Source organism: Streptomyces sp. CRN 30 (assembly GCF_034105845.1).
The window spans coordinates 32,592-52,978 of record NZ_JAVRHI010000015.1; the positions used below are offsets into that span (position 1 = coordinate 32,592).

7 protein-coding genes (1 of these 7 only partly in view) are annotated in these 20,387 nt (G+C 75.4%); all 7 read left to right on the forward strand.

Annotated features, from left to right (window positions below; translation table 11 throughout):
• Positions 1-6,795 carry the end of a hypothetical protein gene (locus tag UW392_RS01700; protein ID WP_320773018.1) on the forward strand. Its footprint begins 26,187 nt before the window's first position, so the window shows 6,795 of its 32,982 coding nt (coding positions 26,188-32,982); its start codon lies beyond the left edge, outside the window; the stop codon is at positions 6,793-6,795.
• A gap of 172 nt (positions 6,796-6,967) precedes the next feature.
• Positions 6,968-7,810 carry a hypothetical protein gene (locus UW392_RS01705; RefSeq protein WP_320773019.1) on the forward strand — a complete coding sequence of 281 codons (843 nt, stop codon included), beginning with the start codon at positions 6,968-6,970 and terminating at the stop codon, positions 7,808-7,810.
• A gap of 133 nt (positions 7,811-7,943) precedes the next feature.
• Positions 7,944-11,900, forward strand: a complete 3,957-nt coding sequence (gene eccCa, locus UW392_RS01710) for a type VII secretion protein EccCa (RefSeq protein ID WP_320773020.1) — start codon at positions 7,944-7,946, stop codon at positions 11,898-11,900.
• A gap of 136 nt (positions 11,901-12,036) precedes the next feature.
• On the forward strand, positions 12,037-13,437 hold the full coding sequence (eccD, locus tag UW392_RS01715) for a type VII secretion integral membrane protein EccD (protein ID WP_320773021.1): 1,401 nt from the start codon (positions 12,037-12,039) through the stop codon (positions 13,435-13,437).
• A gap of 11 nt (positions 13,438-13,448) precedes the next feature.
• Positions 13,449-14,816 carry a type VII secretion protein EccB gene (gene eccB / locus UW392_RS01720; protein ID WP_320773022.1) on the forward strand — a complete coding sequence of 456 codons (1,368 nt, stop codon included), beginning with the start codon at positions 13,449-13,451 and terminating at the stop codon, positions 14,814-14,816.
• Position 14,817: 1 nt separating this feature from the next.
• Positions 14,818-17,748 (forward strand): hypothetical protein, encoded by a 2,931-nt coding sequence (locus tag UW392_RS01725; protein ID WP_320773023.1) that lies wholly within the window; start codon positions 14,818-14,820, stop codon positions 17,746-17,748.
• A gap of 83 nt (positions 17,749-17,831) precedes the next feature.
• A partial coding sequence (locus UW392_RS01730; protein WP_320773024.1) for a right-handed parallel beta-helix repeat-containing protein occupies positions 17,832-20,387 on the forward strand: 2,556 nt, incomplete at its 3' end.

Sequence of the window (20,387 nt, forward strand, 5' to 3'; positions counted from 1 at the left end):
GCGCGGGCACAACAGCCGGCACCAGCACCGGCACCAGCACTGGCGCCGGCACCGGCACAGGCGCCTGAGTCCGCCTTCGGCGCGCCACCGGCCACGGCGGCGGGGCAGCCGACGACGGAACGCCCCTCCACCGCACCGGACTTCTACGCCCCGGCCCCCGACTCGGCCGTCGTCGCCCTCGCCGCCGGTCTCATCGACGTGCCCGACGCCGTACGCCGCCCCGTGGCCGCCCGCACCGAACTGCTGCGGCAGTTCACCCGGGTACTGCACGACCCGGCCGTCACCGCACGCGTCGCCGCCTCCGGCGTGCGCGTCCTGCTGCTGCCCCGCGGCACCCGCCTCACCGACCTGCCCGGCGCGGCGGACCTCAGCGACCTGCCCGCCCACGGCCGCGCGGACGACGGCCGCGGCCTCACCGACGTCGCGCGGCGCCTGGTGGTGGTGGCCGAGGAGAACCTGCTCGGCGAGGACCCGGACCTCGACGGCGCCGCGGGCCACGCGGACGGCTACTCGACCGTCACCCACGAACTCGCCCACCTGGTCTGGTTCTTCGGTCTGGACGACGCCGACCGCGCCCGTGTACGGGCCGCCTACGAGGAGCGGCTGGCCGCGGGCCCGGACGCCGAGTGGGCCGACGGACCGCGCCGGCACACCGACGGCCACCCCGCCGACCACTACGCGTCCACGAACGCGGAGGAGTACTTCGCACAGACCAGCAACGCCTACCTCGGCACCAACCGGGGACGCGACCCCTACACCGGCCGGAACCGCCACAACGGCGCGGACTGGGTACGGGCCAACGACCCGGAACTGGCCCGGCTGCTCGGCAGGCTGTACGGCGACCGCCCCGACACCGCGCCCCCCGGCAACCCGGTCGCCGCCGCCCGCGCGGAGGACGAGGCGTACGCGGCGGCGAGCGACCTGCACCGGCTGAACACCACCGCCCCGGCCGACCCCGTGGCCGACCCCGTGGTCGTGCCCGTGCCCGTGGCCGTGCCCGCGGAGCGTTTCAGCAGCACCGTCGCCACCTTCGGCGCGGACCGCCCGGGATCGCTCGGGCTCGTCCACGTCGCCCCGGTGCCCATGACCACCGTGCACTGGCTGACGGAGCAGGTCGTCGCGCTGGTCCTGGACGGCCGGCCCGAGGACCCCGTCTTCCGCGCGGCGATCGACGCCGAGCTGACCCAGGCCCGGCTCAGCAGCGAGTGGCCGCAGCTGTTCAGCGAGGAGGGCCTGTCCCTGCGGGCGTCCTACCGGGGCACCACCCGGACGACCAGCCTGCGGTTCACCCTGGAGCGCCCCCGCCGGGCCGACCCCCGCATCGAGGAGATGCCCGACGGCCCGCCCATCACCCTTCAGCGCTGGGCGCTCGGCATCAGCGAGGCCGGCACCACCGACTCGGTGGGCGACCTGCGCGCGCTCTCCGTCAGCCACGGGCGCACACTGCCCTTCGCGCACACCGGGTGGTTCCGCCGCCTGACGTTCGCCCCGCAACTGACGTACACGCACAACCAGACGACCACCTCCGTCACCACCAGCGCGACGGTGCAGCCGCAGGTCATCATGCAGAGCCGGGAGAGGTCCTGGCCGATGGAGTACACCCTGCTCCCGGAGATCCGGGTGACCGGCACACCCGGCGCCGAGCGGTGGCAGCCCACCGCACACGCCGCCCCGGACCCGCTCACCGTCTGGTTCCCCAAGCACCTGATGGAGGACGAACCCGACCCCGCCGCCCTGACCGGCGACGACCCCGCGCTCAAGCCCGCGCCGATGCCCACCCTCCTGAACGACGTACCGCTCTTCGCGACGGAGGCCGCACCGCACGCCGACCGGCTCCTCGCCGACGTCCTGCGGTCCTTCGCCGGCGAGCTGACCGGACTGTCCGAGGCGTCCCGCGACCAACTGCGCCAGTACCTCGACGAGGGAGTGCTGCGCGGCAACCTGCCCCTGATGTGGGGCGGACACCACAGCTCGCCGACGCTGTACGCAGAGAACGGCTCCGTGATCGGCATGCTGCGGCTGCGCTCGGAGGTCGTCCAGCGCCAGGGCCCCGAGGCGCTCGCCGGACCCCCGACGCGCAACGTCGTCCTGCAGAGTCACGTCCTGCGGTCGGTGAAGATGTCCGGCAGCGCCGCCGTCGCCAACGCCGCTGGGCTCGGACTCGGCGTCAGCGCCGGTTTCGCCGTCGGCGTCCCCGACGAGGTCACCGGCACGGAACCGACCGGCCTCACCCTGACCGCACAGGCCGCCGTGCAGCAGCAGGTCACACACACCCTGGTCGCCGGGGGCTCCGCCCGCATGTCCCGTTCGCTGCGCACCGGCGCGCCGCTGCTGCGGGTGCGCGCGGACGCGGTGTTCGAGGTCACCCTGGTCCGGCCCGACGGACTGGAGGACCGCCCCGCGCCCGGCTCCCCGCTGGCCCTGCGGCAGCCGTACCCGCTGATCCTGCGGGTGCCGTCGCAGGAGACGGTCACCGGTCCCGAGTCGGCACCGGTCCACCTGTCGCCGGAGATCCTGCACCTGCGGGACCTGGGCGCCACCGTGACCCCGCTGGCGGTCCGGGGTACCGGGCCGCTCTTCGACGCGCTGGAGACCTGGCTCGACGGCCACGGTTTCCTGCCGCCCCGCCGGGGCCGGGCCGCCGGCTGGTACCAGGGGCCGCTGAGCGGTGCCGCCGGCCTCCAGCGCCTCAACAACCTGCGCAAACTCGACCAGATCCGTTCGGACCTGGGGTTGCGCGCCGGGTTCGACGAGATGACGTCCGGCGGCCACCCGGTCTGGTTCGAGCTGCCCACCCTCACCGGGGTGCGGCGGGTGTCGTTCCGGATCACCGCCGAACGCCGGTACGTGGCGGACGACGAGTACGGCGGCGTCACCCACGACCGGCACCTCAGCGCGGTGCAGACGTACAACTACACCGGTGCGACGGTGGCCGGCGACGAACAGCTCACCAAGGTGCCGCTGGCGCTCAGCGGCACCTTGCAGGGGTCGCTGACCAACCCCTTCGACGGCCACGGCAACCTGTGGATGCAGGGACTCACCCCGGAGTACACCTACAGCCGCCAGTCGGCGACGACCACCGGGTCCAGCGCGAGCACCGGGCAGGAGTACTACGTTCTCAGCCCCGCCGCCGACGGCGTCCGGGTGCACACCCTGCCCGTCACCTACCGCACGTCGATGTCGGACACCCATGGCCAGGCGATGGAACCGGGGGAGGCGGACGGGCACGCCACGCTGGCCGTGCCCGGTTACCGGACGCTGGAGCGGCCCGACGACCGGGTTCCGGCCGATCCGCCGCGGCCCCGGCCGGTGACGGACGCCGACGCCGCCCTCGCGGCGGACGCCGTGCGGCTGCCCGAGACCGCCCTCGTCGACCGGGTGGGCGGCAGCCGGCAACTGCGCGACGCCGTCAACGAGATGATCGTCGCCGCCGGGCGCGCGCCGCGGCCCGAGGAGACCGCCGCGGCGGTCGCGGAGGCAGCCCCGCCCACGGAGGCTGTTCCGCCCACGGAGGCTGTTCCGCCGACGCCGACGAATGCTGTTCCGCCCGCGGAGACGGCCCCACCTGTCGAGACGGAGGAGGGCATCGAGCTGGGCCCGATACCCGGCGCGTGGGCCGGGCCGGCCCCCGAGCCGGCACCGCGGACGGACGGCGAGGCGGGTGTCACGGTGGGGGGCGTGCCGTCCGTCGTGGGCCGGGTGGCCGGTCCCCCCGGCGGTGCCGCGCGGGTCGCGCGTGCCGTCGCCGACCGGGCCGCGGGCGCGCTGCGCTGGGTGAACACCCAGACGACCGGCGGACCGATGCAGGACGCCACGAGCGTCGCCCAGGAGGTCGTGGAGGCGAGCCTCACCCCGCACCACCTGAACACACACTCCTACCGCGTCTTCAACGGGACCTACGTCATCGAGGGCGCGGTCACCTCGGGCCCCCTGGCCGGACTCGACCTGCTCATCGAAATCAAGGGGCATCTCACCGGCGTACGCCCGCTGCCACGGCCCGGCGTCATGGACTACGAGCAGTGGAACCAGGCCATGGACGCCGCCGCCGACACCCGCAGCACCACCCGCGCGCACGCGGCGGGCGTCACCCTCGCCGCCGACTACGGGGCCGGCGGCAGGACCATCGCCCCGTCCGGGCACTACGTCCACCGCAGCGCCGTCACCGAGGGCACCACGGTCAACGACGTCACCTCCGTCTTCCGGGTCGTCACCAAGAACGGCGAGCGGGTCCACCGCCTCGTGGGCACCGCCACCTACGAGGTCACGGTCCGGGCGGGACTGCGCAACGTCGTGACCGGGACGCTGTCCGGCGGGCCGCGCTACACGGACACCCGGATCGTCGAGGTCCCGGACGGCGTCGAGTTCCTGCTGAGCGACCACGATCTGACCAACTATCCCGACCTCCACCCGGACACCGTGCCCGCGAAGCCGGTCACGGCCCCCTCCGACCGGGCGCTGCCCTCCTCCTACACGCAGAGCGGCGGCCGCCTGGGCTTCGGTGCCGTGACCGAGGTGCGCCCGGCCGACGAGGCGGAACCCCGGTCGGCGTTCGAGCGGACGGCGCACGACCTGGTCGAGCGGGTGGCGCCCGGCAGCACCCTCCCGGGCTCCGCCGCCTACCTGCCCGGTGTCCGCTCCCGGATCAACGAGCACACCACGTCCCTCGGGATGCGGGCGCTGGCGAGTCTCGGCCCCGGCAGCCGCACCGCCTTCCACTTCGTCCACCGCTCCTGGCTCGGCCCGATGCTGGTGGAGGTCGCCTTCGAGGCCGTACCGGAGGACGACCTGGGCGGCGTCCGGGGGCGGCGCGCACTCGGCAACCACGGCATGGACAACGTCTTCGGCCACAGCAACGGCGACGGCAGCACCCTGCCCGTCCCCGGCAGCACCCGGCAGTCCCGGTCCCGCACGGTCACCGACACGGTCGACGCCTCACCGGTGATCCAGCAGAGCGACGTCCGCTACCGGCCGACGCTCGCGCTCACCCGGCAGTCCAACGCCACCGACACGGCCACCTCCGCCCGCGACCGGCGGGTCTGGCAGCGCAGCACGGGAGACATCACCGAGGCCGAGGTCCGCTACCGGTTCACGGCGACCGTCACCGCGCGGGCGATGGACGAACTGGTCACCGGCGTGCCCCTGCGCGCGCTGTACAGCGGTCTCGACCTCGCCGCGGGCCAGGTGGCGCGGCTGCTGCCCGACCAGGTGCGCACCTCCCTGGCGGAGTCGGCGCGGCATCTGCCCCAGCCGGTGCGGAAGGTGACCGGGAGCGTCCTCGCCGACGTGGTGCTGCACTTCAACGGGTCGGACACACCGTCCGTGCCGGTCGCACCGGACGTCCTCGCGGAACCGGCCGTGTACGAGAGCGACCCGACGGTGCCGCCGGCGGACCGGCCGGGGGAGACCGTCGTCGACATGGAGGTCTCCGCGGCACTGCGCGCGCGGCTCACCGGCGGGGCCTGGGTCCCCGCCCGGCCGATCTCGATGTACCACCTGGACGCCCTGCCCCAACTGGCCGAGGCGCTGCGGGCCGTCGACCCCTCCCTGGGCCGGGAGAGCGACCTGCCCACCTCCACCTCGGCGGAGGGCATGCTCGTCCGGCTCGCCCGGCTCACCCGCAGCGGCCGGCTGACCCTGCTGCCGCCCGCCGCGACCGCGCCGTTCCTCGGCGGGCCCGGCACCGGTGCCACGTCGCTCCAGGTGTCGCTGTACGACGCCCGGATCGACGCGAGCGGGAACGACGTCGGCCTCGACCACCTGGAGATCTCCACGGACGGATTCGTCTCCCAGGGCGACCTGTCGACCACCTCGGCCGTCACCTTCGGCCTGAGCGTGCCGCTGAACGCCGCCACCGGCGACGACCGGCTCGGCCCGACGGTGCCGGTCGCCGGAGAGCGCACCTCCGCCGGGCTCTCCCAGACCCAGTCCGCGCCGCGCCGCGAGGTGCTGAAGTTCGGCACGTCGGCGGCCGGGGCGGAGCAGGGGGCGACCGGCCACCAGGTGCGGGCCGTCGCCGTGGTGCGGGTCACCGGGCCGCGCGGCGCCCGGTGGGTGGTCGGCACGGCGATCCTCCGTACGACGGAGGCCCCGCCGGAGCGGCCACCCGTCGACGAGCCCGCCGCGCCGACCGGGCCCGGGGCCGCCGCGTCCGGCGGCGGATTCCGCGCCCGCCTGCGCGCCTACCGCGTCGCGCGGCGGCACGCGGTCACCCCCACCACCGGCACCCGCACCCGCCTCCCCGGCTCCCGCACCCCGGCCCCTCACGACGATCCGACGTCGGCCCCGGCCGAGGAAGCCACCCCGAAGCCGACGCCTGCTTCCGTACCGGGAGACGTCCGGGGAACGGCGTCGGAGTCCGGGCCGGCGGCCGCGCCGGACACGGTGCCGAGCCCCGGCGGCCCGGCCACCGGGGAGGACGTGACGCCTGCTCGCGGCCCGGCGGACGACGGCCGGTCGGCGCCACCCGACCCCGACCCCGACCCCGACCCCGACCCCGACCCCGACCCCGACATCGGCCTCGGCACCGACATCGGCCTCGGCACCGGTTCCGACACGAACACCGGCCCCGCCACCGCCACCGACCCCAACACGGTGCCGCCCTTGGCGCCGGAGACGGTGCCCCTTCCCGAGTCACCCGCAGAGTCACCCGTCGAGTCACCGGCCGAGCCACCCGCCGAGTCGACCGCCGAGTCGACCGTCGGCCGGGACGACGAGCCGGACGTGGGGCCGGTGGCCGGGCCGCGCGACCCGGTGGGCCCGGGGGACCGGACCGCCGAGGACGACGCCCGCGCCTGACCCTGCCGCCGCCCGACGGCGGAAAGGGAAGCCTCCCCGTCCCTCCGGGCAGGATGCCCGCCGCCCCGCCGCCACCCCGCGCCCGCGCTCCTACGATCACGCGCGGGCGCCCCGGCACACACCGCACACGGTCACCCACCCGTGCGCCCTCCCCACCGAGAGAGGCGCACACGTGGCACAGCAGGAACCGGACACCGGCGACGCCCCGCGCTCCGCGGGTGACTCGGTGTGGCGGCGCCGACTGCCGTGGCAGCAGGACCCGCTGGGCGACGCCGGGGAACTGGGCGCGGGCCCCGGGAGCAGCCCCCCGGCCACGGAAGGGGAGGACGAGTCCGCCACCCCTCGTGGACGCCTCACCCGGCACCTCCTCACCGGAGCGGTGGGTCTCAGCCTCCTCGTCCTCGTCGTCCCGGTCGTGCTCCTGGACGGCTCCGACCGCACCCGGCGGCCCGACGCGGGCGGCCCCACCACCGGGGACCTCACGCTGGACCAGCCGCCGCCCCCCGCCGCGTCGCCGGAAGCCACCACGACGGCCGCGCCCGCTCCGAGCCGCGACACCTCCGCCACCCCGCGCGCCCGGGACACCCCCGCCCCCGGCCCGGAGACCGTCCCCGTCGGCCTGACCGCACCGCGCACCACTCCCGCGGCCCCCACCGGGACACCCGCCCCCGCACGGCGCACGGCCCCCGCCGGGGTGATCCACGGCACCAGCGTCCTCGAACCCGGCCAGAGCTGGACCGCGGGCCGCGCCGTCCTCACCTTCCAGGACGACGGCAACCTCGTCCTCCACGACCGTCAGGGCCGCCCCCGCTGGCAGTCCGGCACGGTCGGACAGGGCGCCAGGACGGTGTTCCAGGGCGACGGGAACCTCGTCGTCTACGCCCCCGGCATGCGCCCCGTGTGGTCGACGCGGACCGACGGGCACGACGGCGCCGAACTGGTCCTCGGCGGCGACGGCGGCCTCACCGTCCGCCACGGCACCACCGTGCTGTGGTCCGCCCGCACCACCGGGTGACCGCGGCCCGCCGGGAGTTCGGGCAGTGGTCGTGTCCGACCAGGCACGTCCGCCGGTCCGTCCTGGCCGGGCGGAAGCCCGTCTTCCTAAGTTCGCCTCACGTGGAGGCCTGTCGCCGGCTGGAGAAACACCTATGAACACCGTGGTCGTGAAACGTCCGCCGCGTGTGTCGGGGCCCGAGGTACCCGAGGCCCGGATCGAACTGGCCGAGCCGCCCATCCTCGGCGAACCCGCCTCCGCCGACCTCGGCTCCGTGATGGTGGTCCTGCCGATGGGCATCGGCTTCGGCGCGATGGCGCTGATGTTCACCGCCGGCGGCTCGTCCTCCACGTACCTGATGTCCGGGATGATGGGCGTCGGTATGATCTCCATGAGCATGGGGCAGATCGGCCGCGCCGGACTGGAACGCAAACGGCGGATGCGCGCCGAGCGCCGCGACTACCTCCGCTACCTCGCCCAGCTCCGCACCCAGGCCCGCCAGGTCGCCGAGGCGCAGCTCACCGCCGCCCTGTGGGACAACCCGCCGCCGGACACCCTGTGGTCGCTCGTAAGCACCCCCCGGGTGTGGGAACGCCGCTCCGCCCACGACGACTTCGCCAAGGTCCGCATCGGCCTCGGCACCCGCCGCGCCGCCCTCGAACTCGTCCCTCCGGAGACCAAACCCGTCGAGGACCTCGACCCGCTCGCCGCGATCTCGCTGCGCCGCTTCACCGCCGCCTTCCAGACCGTGCCTGGCATGCCCGTCCCCGTCGGCCTGCGCAGCTTCACCGGCGTCGAGCTGGCCGGTGACATGGCGGACGCCCTCGGCCTGGTCCGGGCCGTCCTCGGCCAGCTCGTCACCCTGCACTCGCCCGACGAACTCCGCGTCGCCGTCCTCACCGACGACCGGGGCCGCGAGGAGTGGGAGTGGGTGAAGTGGCTGCCGCACAACGCCCACCCCAAGGAGTACGACGCGGCCGGGCCGCTGCGCCTCGTCGCCACCGACCACGCCGAACTCACCGACCTGCTCGGCCCGGACGTCCTCGACCGCCCCGACCACGACCCGCACGCCACCCCCAGCGCCGCCGAACCCTTCGTGGTCGTCGTCGCCCACCGCACCGCGCTCCCCGCAGGCTCCCGGCTGCTCGGCGCCGGACTGCGCAACACCGTCCTGCTGGACGTCACCGGCGCCATGCACGGCGGCGCCGGCGTCCTCCGCCTGACCACCGAGGACGGCCGGGTCTCCTTCCCTGTCGCCGACGCCACCGCCGACGCCGAGGCGGACTTCCTCAGCCGCGCGCGGGCCGAGACCCTCGCCCGGCAACTGGCACCCCTGCGCACCAGCGGCACCATCGACCTCACCGACAACCCCTTCGAGTCCGATTTCGAACTCACCACCCTGCTCGGCATCCGCGACCCGCGCACCTACGACGTCACGGCCCAGTGGCGCCGCCGCACCGACCAGAGCGCCCGCCTGCGGGTGCCCATCGGCGTCACCGAGGACGGCGAGGTCGTCGAACTCGACCTGAAGGAGTCCGCGCAGACCGGCATGGGCCCGCACGGCCTGCTCATCGGTGCCACCGGCTCCGGCAAGAGCGAACTGCTGCGCACCCTCGTCATCGGCCTCGCCGCCACCCACTCCTCCGAGGTCCTCAACCTCGTCCTCGTCGACTTCAAGGGCGGCGCCACCTTCCTCAACATGGAGAAGCTGCCGCACACCTCCGCCGTCATCACCAACCTCGCCGACGAACTTCCCCTCGTCGACCGCATGCAGGACTCCATCGACGGCGAACTCATCCGCCGTCAGGAACTGCTGCGCGCCAGCGGCCACGCCTCCCTGTTCGAGTACGAGAAGGCCCGGCTCGCCGGCGCCCCCCTCGCCCCGCTGCCCGCCCTCGTCGTCATCGTCGACGAGTTCTCCGAACTCCTCGCCGGTAAACCGGAGTTCGCCGACCTGTTCGTCACCATCGGACGGCTCGGCCGCTCCCTCGGCGTGCACCTGCTCCTGGCCTCCCAGCGCCTGGACGAGGGCCGCATCCACCGCGTCGAGGGTCACCTGTCGTACCGCATCGCGCTGCGCACCTTCTCCTCCATGGAGTCCCGCAGCGTCATCGGGGTCGCCGGCGCCTACGAACTGCCCTCCGTGCCCGGCAACGGCTACCTGCGGGTCGACACCACCAACCTGGTCAGGTTCAAGGCCGCCTACGTCTCCGGCCCCTGCCCCCAGACCCCCGACGACGAGGGACACCGCCCGGAGGGGACCGCCGTCCACGAGATCGTGCCGTTCGGCCTCGACCAGCGCCCCGCCGCCCAGGCTCCGCCCGGGGAACCCGAGCGGCCCGAGGAACGACCCGCCCCCGCGCCCGCCGGCACCGCCGAGAGCGACGAGAGCCTGCTGGACGTCCTCATCGACCGCCTCACCGACGCCGGGCCCTCCGCCCGCCAGGTGTGGCTGCCGCCGCTCGCCGACTCGCCCAGCCTCGACCAGCTGCTGCCCGGCATCGTCCCCGACCCGGTGCGCGGCATGAGCGCCGCCGAGTCCGCGCTCCTCGGCACTCTGTGCGTACCGCTGGGCATGGTCGACCGGCCCCACGAGCAGATCCGCGAACTGCTCGTCGCCGACCTGTCCGGCGCCGGCGGCCACGTCGGCGTGGCCGGCGCCCCGCAGACCGGCAAGTCGGCACTGCTGCGGACCCTGATGATGTCCCTGGCCCTGACCCACACCCCCGAGGAAGCGCAGTTCTACTGCCTGGACTTCGGCGGCGGCGGTCTGGTGTCCATCGCCGGACTGCCGCACGCGGGCTCCGTCGCCACCCGGCTGGAGCGCGACAAGGTGCTGCGCACCGTCGAGGAGATCACCCAGCTCCTGGAGCGCCGCGAGCAGATCTTCACCGAGCGGGCCGTGGAGTCGATGGCCGCCTACCGGCAGCACCGCCGCACCGGTGCCGTGGACGACCCCTACGGCGACGTCTTCCTCGTCATCGACGGCTGGGGCACGCTCCGCCAGGACTACGACGAACTCGACGACCGCATCACCGCGCTCGCCGCCCGGGGCCTCTCCTTCGGCATCCACCTGGTGGTCTCCGCGGTGCGCTGGTCCGAGATCCGGCCCCGGCTGCGCGACCTGCTCAGCACCAAGTACGAACTCCGGCTGGGCGACGCCATGGAGTCCGAGGTCGGCGCGCGGGCGGCCGGCGCCGTACCGCAGCAGCCCGGCCGCGGGCTGACCAGCTCCGGCCACCACTTCCTGTCCGCGCTGCCCCGGCTGGACTCCTCCTCCGCCACCGACGACCTCACCGCCGCCACCAAGACCGCCGCCGCCGAGATCGGCACCTTCTGGACCGGCCGCACCGCACCCGGCGTCCGGCTGCTGCCCAGCCGGCTGCCCCTGGACCGGCTGCCCGCCGCCGAGGGCGACCTGCGGGTCTGCGTCGGCTGGGACGAACAGCGGCTCCAGCCGCTCTGGCACGACTTCTCGGCCACTCCGCACCTGCTGGTGTTCGGCGACGACGAGACGGGCAAGACCAACCTGCTGCGGCTCATGGCCCGCGCCGTCACCTCCCGGTTCGGCCCCGACGAGGCCCGCGTGCTCCTCGTCGACCCCGAACGGAACCTGCTCGATGTCGTCCCCGAGGAGTACCGGGTCGGCTACGCCGTCGACAGCCAGGGCCTGAAGGAACTCGCCGGCGCCACCGTCGTCTCCATGACCAAGCGGCTGCCCGGCAGCGACGTCACCCCCGAGCAGCTCGCCCGGCGGGACTGGTGGCAGGGCCCCCGGCTGTTCGTCCTCGTCGACGACTACAGCATGTTCGCCACCAACTCGATGGACAGCCCGCTCGCGCCCCTGGTCCCGCTGTTCGCCCAGGGCGCCAACATCGCCATGCACCTCGTGGTCGCCCGGTCCACCTCGGGCGCCATGCGGGCCATGATGGACCCGGTGCTGCGCCGCCTGTGGGAGCTGGGCAACCCGGCGCTGCTCTTCTCCTACCCCAAGGAGGAGGGCAAGTTCATCGGTGAGGCCCGGCCGCGCACCCTGGTCCCCGGCCGCGCCCAGCTGGTCACCCGGCGCGGCCTCCGGCTCGTCCAGACCGGCCTGGTGGACACGGAGTGACCGGCCGCCGGCCGGACGGCTCCCCGCCACCCGGCACCCCCGCCCCCTCCGCACCGCACCGGCCGCCGGCGCCGGACCGGCCGTCCGCGCCGTGCCCGCCGTCCGCGCCGTGTCCGCCGTCCCCCACAGGAGCGCCATGACCTCCTCCGCCCTCGTGCCCCCCGCCGACTCCCCGGCGGTCTGCCGCATCACCGTCGTCGGCACCGGGCGCGGCGTCGACCTGAGCGTCCCCGGCGGGGTCACCGTCGGCGCCCTGCTGCCCGTGCTCGCCGACCGGCTCGGCGACGAGGACGAGCCCGGCGGCGCCGGACACGTCCTCCAGCGGCTGGGGGAGGAGCCGCTTGACCCGGACGCCACCGCCGACTCCCTCGGCCTGCGCGACGGCGACATCCTGTACCTGCGCCGGGCCGACGAGGCCCTCGCCCCCATGATCTTCGACGACCTGGCCGACGGCGTCGCCACCGTCGTCAACGCCCGCTCCGACCGCTGGCGGCCCGCACTGACCCGGCGGCTCTTCCTCGGCCTCGGCGCCCTGGTCCTGCTCCTGCTGGCGGTCGTCGTCCTCGCCGCACCGGCCGGCCCGCACACCGCCGTGGAGTGCGGAGCCGTCGCCGTCGCGCTGACCGCCGCCTGCGTCGTCGTCAGCCGCGCGCCCTCCGCGGACCGCGGTGCCGTCCTGGTCACGGGCGCGGCCGGCTGGGCCTTCGCCGCGCTGGCCGGACTGACCGCCCACGACGCGACGGCCGTACTGTCCCTGCCCGACCGGCGGGAACTGCTGACCGGCGGCGCCTGCACGGTCGCGGTGGCCCTCGTGCTGCTCATCGCCGGCCGGGTGCCGGTACGGGTCTTCGGCGCGCTCCTCGTCGTCGCGCTCGCCGTGGAGAGCGGCGCCGGCCTCGCCATCGGCTTCGACCTGGACGCCACCACCGCCACCACCCTCGTCGCCGTCACCCTCTTCCTGCTCAGCGCGATCGCCCCGCGCCTGGTGCTCCGCCTCGCCGGCCTGCGCGTACCGCAACTGCCGCGCAACGCCGACGAGTTGCAGGAGGACACCGATCCCCGTACGCAGCGGGACCTGGACCGGCGGGTCGCCGACGCCGACGCCGGCCTCACCCTGTTCACGGTCGGCGCCTCAGCGGTGTACGCCACCGCCCTGGTGCTGCTCACCCGGGAGAGCGGCTGGTTCGAGTGGGTGCTGGCCCTCACCCTGTCCGCCGCGGTGACCCTGCGCTCCCGCAGCGTCACCGAGACCGGGCAGCGGGTGGCGCTCGCCCTGGCCGGCTCCCTGGGCCTGGTCCTCTGCCTGGTGTGGCTGTTCGTCCCCGGCGGCTCCGTCGCCCACGTCACGCTGACCGTTCTTCTGCTGGCCGCCACCGCCCTGCTGCTGCTCGGCGCCGTCCGGCTCCCCACCGTCCGGCTGCTGCCCATCTGGGGCCACACCGCCGACATCCTGGAGATGGTCACCGCGATCGCCCTGGTCCCGCTGCTCCTCCAGCACCTGCACGTCTACTGGTACTTCCGTTCGCTGGCCGGCTGAGGAGACCTCCCGTGCAGAGCCGTCGAGACCACGTCCACGCGTACCAGTTCGCCACCGGACGGCTGGCCGCCGCGCTGGTGACCGGCGAACCCGCCCCCGGCGACCCCCCGGCCCGCCGCAGCGTCGTCGGCGCCGTCATCGGCGTCGTCCTCGCCGTCCTCGTCTGCGCCGGGTTCGGCGTCTACGGCCTGATCCGCCCCGGCGGCAACACGGCCTGGGCCAAGCCCGGCGCCATCGTCGTGGAGAAGGAGACCGGCACCCGCTTCCTCCACCTCGACGGCGTCCTCCACCCGGTCGCCAACTACTCCTCCGCGCTGCTCGGCGCCGCCGGCTCACCGGCCGGCACCAAGGTGTACACCGTCTCCCGCAACTCCCTGAAGGGCTCCCCGCGCGGCGCCGAGGTCGGCATCACCGGCGCACCCGACTCCGTGCCCGCCGCCGCGTCGCTGCTCACGGGGGAGTGGTCGCGGTGCCTGACCCCGGGCCGCGGCACGGGCGAGACACCCGACTTCGCGCCGTCCGGGGGCCGCACGGCGGACGAGCGCCGCATCCTGGTCACCGACGCCGACGGCACCCCGTACCTGCTGTGGAACGGCCACCGCCACCGCATCGACGGCCGCTCCGCGCTCGTCGCCCTCGAACTCGACGGCCAGGACCCGCTCACCGCCCCCGGCGCCTGGCTGGCCGCGCTGCCCGCCGGACCCGCCGTCGCCGCCGCGTCCGTCCCCGGCCGCGGCGACCCGGGACCCCGTATCGGCGGCCGCTCCACCGAGATCGGCCAGGTCTTCACCACCGCCGCCGACGGCACCGGACCCGCCCAGTACTACGTCCTGCGCGCCGACGGCCTCGCCCCGGTCAGCCGCACCGAGTACCAACTGCTCGCCGCCTCCGGACAGGGCGCCGGACGGCAGGTGACCCGCGCCGACGTCGCCGCCGCCCCCGGCTCCGACGACCGCGGCCTGCTGCACCGGCTGCCCGACTTCCTCTCCGGCCCCGTGGCCCGCCCCGGCGACGACGCGACGGTCTGTCTGCGCCAGCACACCGAGGGCAGTACGGTGCACACCTCCCTCACCTGGGAGAAACCCCCGGCCACCGACGCCGTACCGGTCGGCACCGGACTGCTCCTGACCCCCCTGCCGCTGCCCTCCTCCGGTACCGGCACCGCCTACCTCGTCACCGAACTCGGCGTGAAGTACCCGCTGTCGGAGAGCGGCGACCTCTCGGCGCTCGGCTACAGCGGCGGCCAGGTACGCCCCGTCCCGCCCGCCGTCCTCGACCTGCTGCCCACCGGCCCCACCCTCTCCCGGCGCGGCGCACTCACCCCCGTACCCGTCGTTGCCGACCCCACCCCCTCGCCCTCCGCCGCGAAGGACGGCTGAGATGGCACTCGGACTCGGACCGCGCCGCGCCAAGGAGGCGCCGCACCTGGCCGGAGACCGCGCCGGCCACGCCCTGCTGGTCCACGTCCGGGGCACCGTCGACCCGCAGGCCCTCGCCTTCGCCCGCGGTCTGCCCGAGGACCCCGAGCACCACGTCGTCGTCCTCGACCTCCCCACCGACCTGCCCGAGACGTCCTGGCCCGCGCTGGCCCGGCTGCTCGGCCGCCACGACGGCGCCCTGCGGCTCGTCACCGGCCGCCGCCCCCGGGGCGGGGTGCTGCCGCTCGGCCAGTGGCTCGCCGACCACCTCGACCGCACCGTCCTCATCGGCGACGGCGACGTCGTCCCCGCCGCCGGCGGCGTCCTCTACATCCCCGGCGACGGCGGCTCCGGCTGGGTACGGCTCGGGCCGCGCCGCCCCGCCGTCCCCGTCTCCCGTCGCTTCCCCATTCCCATCTGGGAGTTCTCCGTCGCCGACCGGCCCTGGCAGACCAGCGAACGGGCGGTCGCCGACCCCCTGCCCAGCGGCGTGTGGCTGCGCCCCCGCGCCCAGGAGACCGCCCTCACCGGCCACCGGGGCACGCTGCAGGGCCGCCTCGCCTGCCAGCGCGAACTCCTCACCGTCGTCCTCGGCTGCCCCGGCACCCCGGAACTGCCGCTCGACGACGTCTCCCGCTTCTGGGGCTCGGTCCTGCCCGGCGCCCGCTCCCAGGTCCGGTTCGTCCGGTACGGTCCCCTCGCCGTCCCCGGCCGTGACGCCGAGGGCCAGGCCCTCGCCGACCGCCTGGACTCCCCGGTCGTCGTCTACAACGGGCTGCCGGTCGGCCGCGCCCCGGGGGAGACGCCCCGCACCCACGCCGTGGCCGAGGACGGGGCGCTCGGCTGGGCCACGTACGCGCGTGAACTCTGCTACCTGCCCGCCCGGATGACGGGCGGCCACCCGACCGCGCCCACGGTGCTCAGCCACCGGCCGGTGCTGGCCGACCTCCCCGAGATCGCCCCCGGCGTCTACCGCTACGCCGACGACGCCGTACTGGAGGTCGTGCCCGGCGGACTGTGGATGCGGCCCGTGGAGGAACCGGCCGAGGCCGCCGCCGTCCGCTCGGCCGCCGTCGATCCCCGCCGGGTGCGGGTCGTCCACGGCACGGCCGCGCGGACCGCCGGACGCATGCGGACGCTCGCCGAGCACCTGCTCACCCGCCTGGACCCGGTCACCCGGGGGCTGGCCCGGCTGGTACCGGCCGCGGAGGTGGCCCGGGGGGCGGGGGCCGGGCGGCGGCGGCCGGAAGGCGCGGCGGCGGGTACGGACGCGGGGCGGCCCGCCGAGGGCCCGTCGGCCGCGGTGCCCGCGCCGGTCCGGCCGGGCTTCCTCGCGGCCCTCGCCACGGAGGTCGCGGTGCGACCGTCCGGGGCGGAGATGCCGGCGCCGGCGCCGACACCGGTGCCCGTGTCGCCACCGGTGCCGGTGTCGCCACCGGGGGGCGCGGCTGCGACGGCGTCGGCCGGCGATCCCGGCCAGCCTGCTCCTCCGGAACCCGCCGCGCCGGATGCCGCCGCGCCGGAACCTGCCGCGCCGGATGCCGTCGTGCCGGACGTCACCGTGCCGCCCGTCACCGTGCCGGGGTCGGTTGTGCCGGATGTTGTCGTGCCGGAGTCGGTTGAGCCGGATGCCGTCGTGCCGACCGCTGCCGTTCCTGAATCGGGTGGGGCTGATTCGGTCGTGCCGGAGTCCGCCGCGCCTCCCGTCCGCCCGGGACCGGCCATGCCCGCGCTCCGGCTGGTGTCGGCACCCGTGCCCGTGCCCATGCCCGACAATGCGCCCGTGCCCGGCGGCGTGCCCGTACGGGGTGGTGTGCCCGTACCCGGCAGTGCGCCCGTACGGGGTGGTGTGTCCATACCCGGTGGTGCGCCCGTACGGGGTGGTGTGCCCGTAGCCGACGGTGCGCCCGTACTCGGTGGTGTGCCCGTACGCGGCGGCGCGTCCGTCGCCGCCCCGGGCGGTGACGTCGTACCCCCGGTGGCCGCGCCGTCACCCCCACGGACCCCGGAGACTCCGCCGACCCCCGTGCCGGGCGTCCGGTCGACCCCACCCGTGCCCCGGCCGGCACACCGATCCCGGTCCCAGCCCGTTCCGACCCCCGCCGCCTGTGCCCTTCCGCCCGCCAGAGGGCTGGCCCGGGAGCGGGAGTGGCTGCGCGGGGCGTTCCGGCAGCAGTACAACGACGCCTCCGGCACCGTCGCCCGCGTGCTGTCCCAGGAGCCGGGGCTGCGCGGCACCACGGGCGCGTCCACCGAGGACGTCCTCACCGACCTGGTCGCGGCCCGCCTCTACCTGCGCGGCGACGGCGACCCGCTGGACGCCGCGGTCCGCGGCGCCACCGTGGGCCCGCACGTCCCGCTCGCCCGCTGTGTCACGTCCGGACTGCGCCGGCTGCCCTCCTACCGGGGAGCCACCCTGCTCAGGGCCCGCCTCGACGACGCCGCGTGGGCCTGGTACGCCGGCCGTCGGCTGGTCACGGAGTGGGCGTTCTGCTGGGCGCTGACCTCGGCCGCCGCCGGTCTCCCGGGCGACGTCGACTTCCTGATCTGGTCGATGACCGCCCGCCGTACCGCGCTGCTCGACCCGGAACCGGCCGACCGCGTCCTCTTCCTGCCCGGCACCAGCTTCAAGGTGCTGGCCGCCCGGGACGGCGAGGGTGACGGCGGCGGCCGCCGCACCGTACTGCTGCGTGAGCTGTCCGCCTCGGAGATCGGCTCCGACGGCCGGGTCGCCGCCGGGACCGGCCCGTTGGACGACATCGCCCTGTCCGGCCTCGACCAGGCCCACCAGGTGTGGCGTACCGCGGAGTCGGCGACCGCGGCGGAACTGCCCGACACCGTGCGGGGCCGCTTCGGCGCACCACCGGGCCTCCTCCCGGCCCGCACCCCGTGACACCCCCTCACTCCATCACCCCCTCACTCCCTCACTCCCTCACTCCCTCTGGCCCTCGGCCCTTCCCGAATCGAGGACGACTCATGAGCCGGCAGGTCTTGCTGGTCTCCCAGGACGGTTCCGCGCCGCACCGCACCATCGGCGCGGCCCTGGCCGCGGCCGTCGACGGCGCGCTCATCACCGTCTCCCCGGGCACCTACCGGGAGGCACTGGTGGTGAACCGGGTGGTCACCCTGGCCGCCGGCGCGGCCGGCGTGGTGATCGACGGTGCCGGTGAGAGTGCCGTCGTGATCGACGCCGAGGCGGCCCGGCTCTCCGGGCTCACCCTGACCGGCGGCGGCGAGCAGACCCCGGTCGTGGAGGTCCGCCGCGGCGAGGCGTCGCTGGAGGAGTGCGCGGTCTCCGGTGACGCGTGGGCGGCTGTCCTCGCCTGGCACCAGGGCACGCTCATCGCCCGTTCGTGCCGGGTCACCGGACCCGGTGGCGCGGGCATCGTGGTGACCTCCGCCGGGCCCAACGTCGTGGAGGGGACGACCGTCGAGCAGACCCGTTCCTCGGCGATCGTGGTGACCGAACGCGGCCGCCTGACGGTCCGGCACTGCCGCCTCGACGGCGCGGGCGGCAACGGCGTCTGCGTCAACGGGCAGGCCCACGGCACCGTAGTGGACACCTCGGTCACCGGCAGCGGCCAGCCCGCGGTCGTGGCCGAGCAGAACGGCCGGCTGGAACTGCTCCGGGTCGCCGTCTCCGGCAGCGCCGCACTCGACGCCTACCTGACCAGCGCCGCCGACACCACCCTGACGGACTGTTCCTTCACCGGCTCGGGCGGCGAGTCGGTGCTCGTGGCGGGCGGCGCGTCCCCCGTGCTCCGCGGCTGCGCCCTGTCCGGCGCCGCCCGGGACGGGGTGCGGATCACCGAGGCGTCCGAGCCGCTCCTGGAGGAGTGCACGGTCAGCGGCACCCCGGTCGGTGTCCTGGCGGACGGCGGCAGCCGGCCCGTGCTGCGCGGGCTGACGGTCGGCGACACCGACCGCGGGCTGCTGGCCGCCGACGGCTCCGTCGTCGAGGGGGAACGGCTTACGGTGACCGCCGGTTCCGCCGGTGTCCTCGCCAGGGGAGGGGCCACGCTCACCCTGCGCGAGTCGACGGTGTCCACCGAACGGCCGGGCACGGCAGTCGAGTTGACCGAAGGCGCCACCGGCCGCCTGCACGAACTGCGGCTGCGCGCCGCCGACGGACCCGCCCTGGCACTGACCGGGGCGACGGCCCTCGCCGAGTCCTGCGTCCTCACCGACTCCGGTGTGCTCGTCGGCGCCGACGCCCACCTCGACCTGAAGGACACCGAGGCGGGCGGCTCCGACACCGACGGCGTCCGGGTGGCGGGCGGCGGCCGGCTCACCGCGATGGGCTGCCGGGTGCACGGCGCCCGCGGCCACGGCGTCCACCTCCAGGCGACCTCCCGGGCCGAACTGGACCACTGCGTCGTCTTCGACAACGCGGGTGACGGCATCCGCGTCAACACCGAGGAACCCGTCCGCGTCCAGAGCTGCGAGATCCGCGACAACGGCGGCCAGGCCCTGCACCGGATGCGCTCCGACGCCCGGCTCACCGTCCTCGACGTGACCGGCGCCGACACCCCCGCGGCCCCGGACCGTACGGGCGGCTCCGGCACCCGGACCCCCGCGGCCGCCCATCAGGGCGGGACCGCGCCGCCCGGACAGCCGCCCGCCGCCCGGCACACCGGTACCGGACCGCTCGCCGAGATGGACGCCCTGGTCGGCCTGGAGAGCGTCAAGCAGGAGGTCACCGGCCTCATCAACCTCAACAAGATGACCCGGCTGCGCGAGGAGATGGGCCTGCCCATGCCCCCGATGAGCCGGCACCTGGTCTTCGCCGGGCCCCCGGGCACCGGCAAGACCACCGTGGCCCGGCTCTACGGCGCGGTCCTCGCCGAACTCGGCATCCTCAGCCAGGGACACATCGTCGAGGTGTCCCGCGCCGACCTGGTGGCGCAGATCATCGGCGGCACCGCCATCAAGACCACCGAGGTGTTCAACCGGGCGCTCGGCGGCGTCCTCTTCATCGACGAGGCGTACACCCTGACCAACCAGTCCAAGGGCACCGGCCCGGACTTCGGCCAGGAGGCCGTCGAGACGCTGATGAAGCTGATGGAGGACCACCGCGACGAGATCGTGGTCATCGTCGCGGGCTACTCCGCGCAGATGGACCAGTTCCTCGCCTCCAACCCGGGCATGGCCTCCCGCTTCTCGCGCACCGTGGAGTTCCCCAACTACACGGTGGACGAGCTGGTCACCATCGTGCGCGGCCTGTGCGGCAAGCACTACTACGAGCTGACGGACGAAGCCCTCGAAGGGGTCGCCCGGTACTTCGAGCACATCCCCAAGGGCCCCACCTTCGGCAACGGCCGGGTCGCCCGCCAGCTCTTCGAGACGATGATCAGCAAGCAGGCGTCGCGGCTCGCCATGTCCGCGCCGGACAACAACTCCGAGCTGAGCCGGCTCACCGAGGCGGACGTCGAGACCGTACCCGAACCGGCACCGGAGCCTCCGTCGGCCGCCGCCGGAGCCGCCCCGGACGACGCGGCGGCGGGCACCGGCCCGGCGGCCGGCGGACCCCCG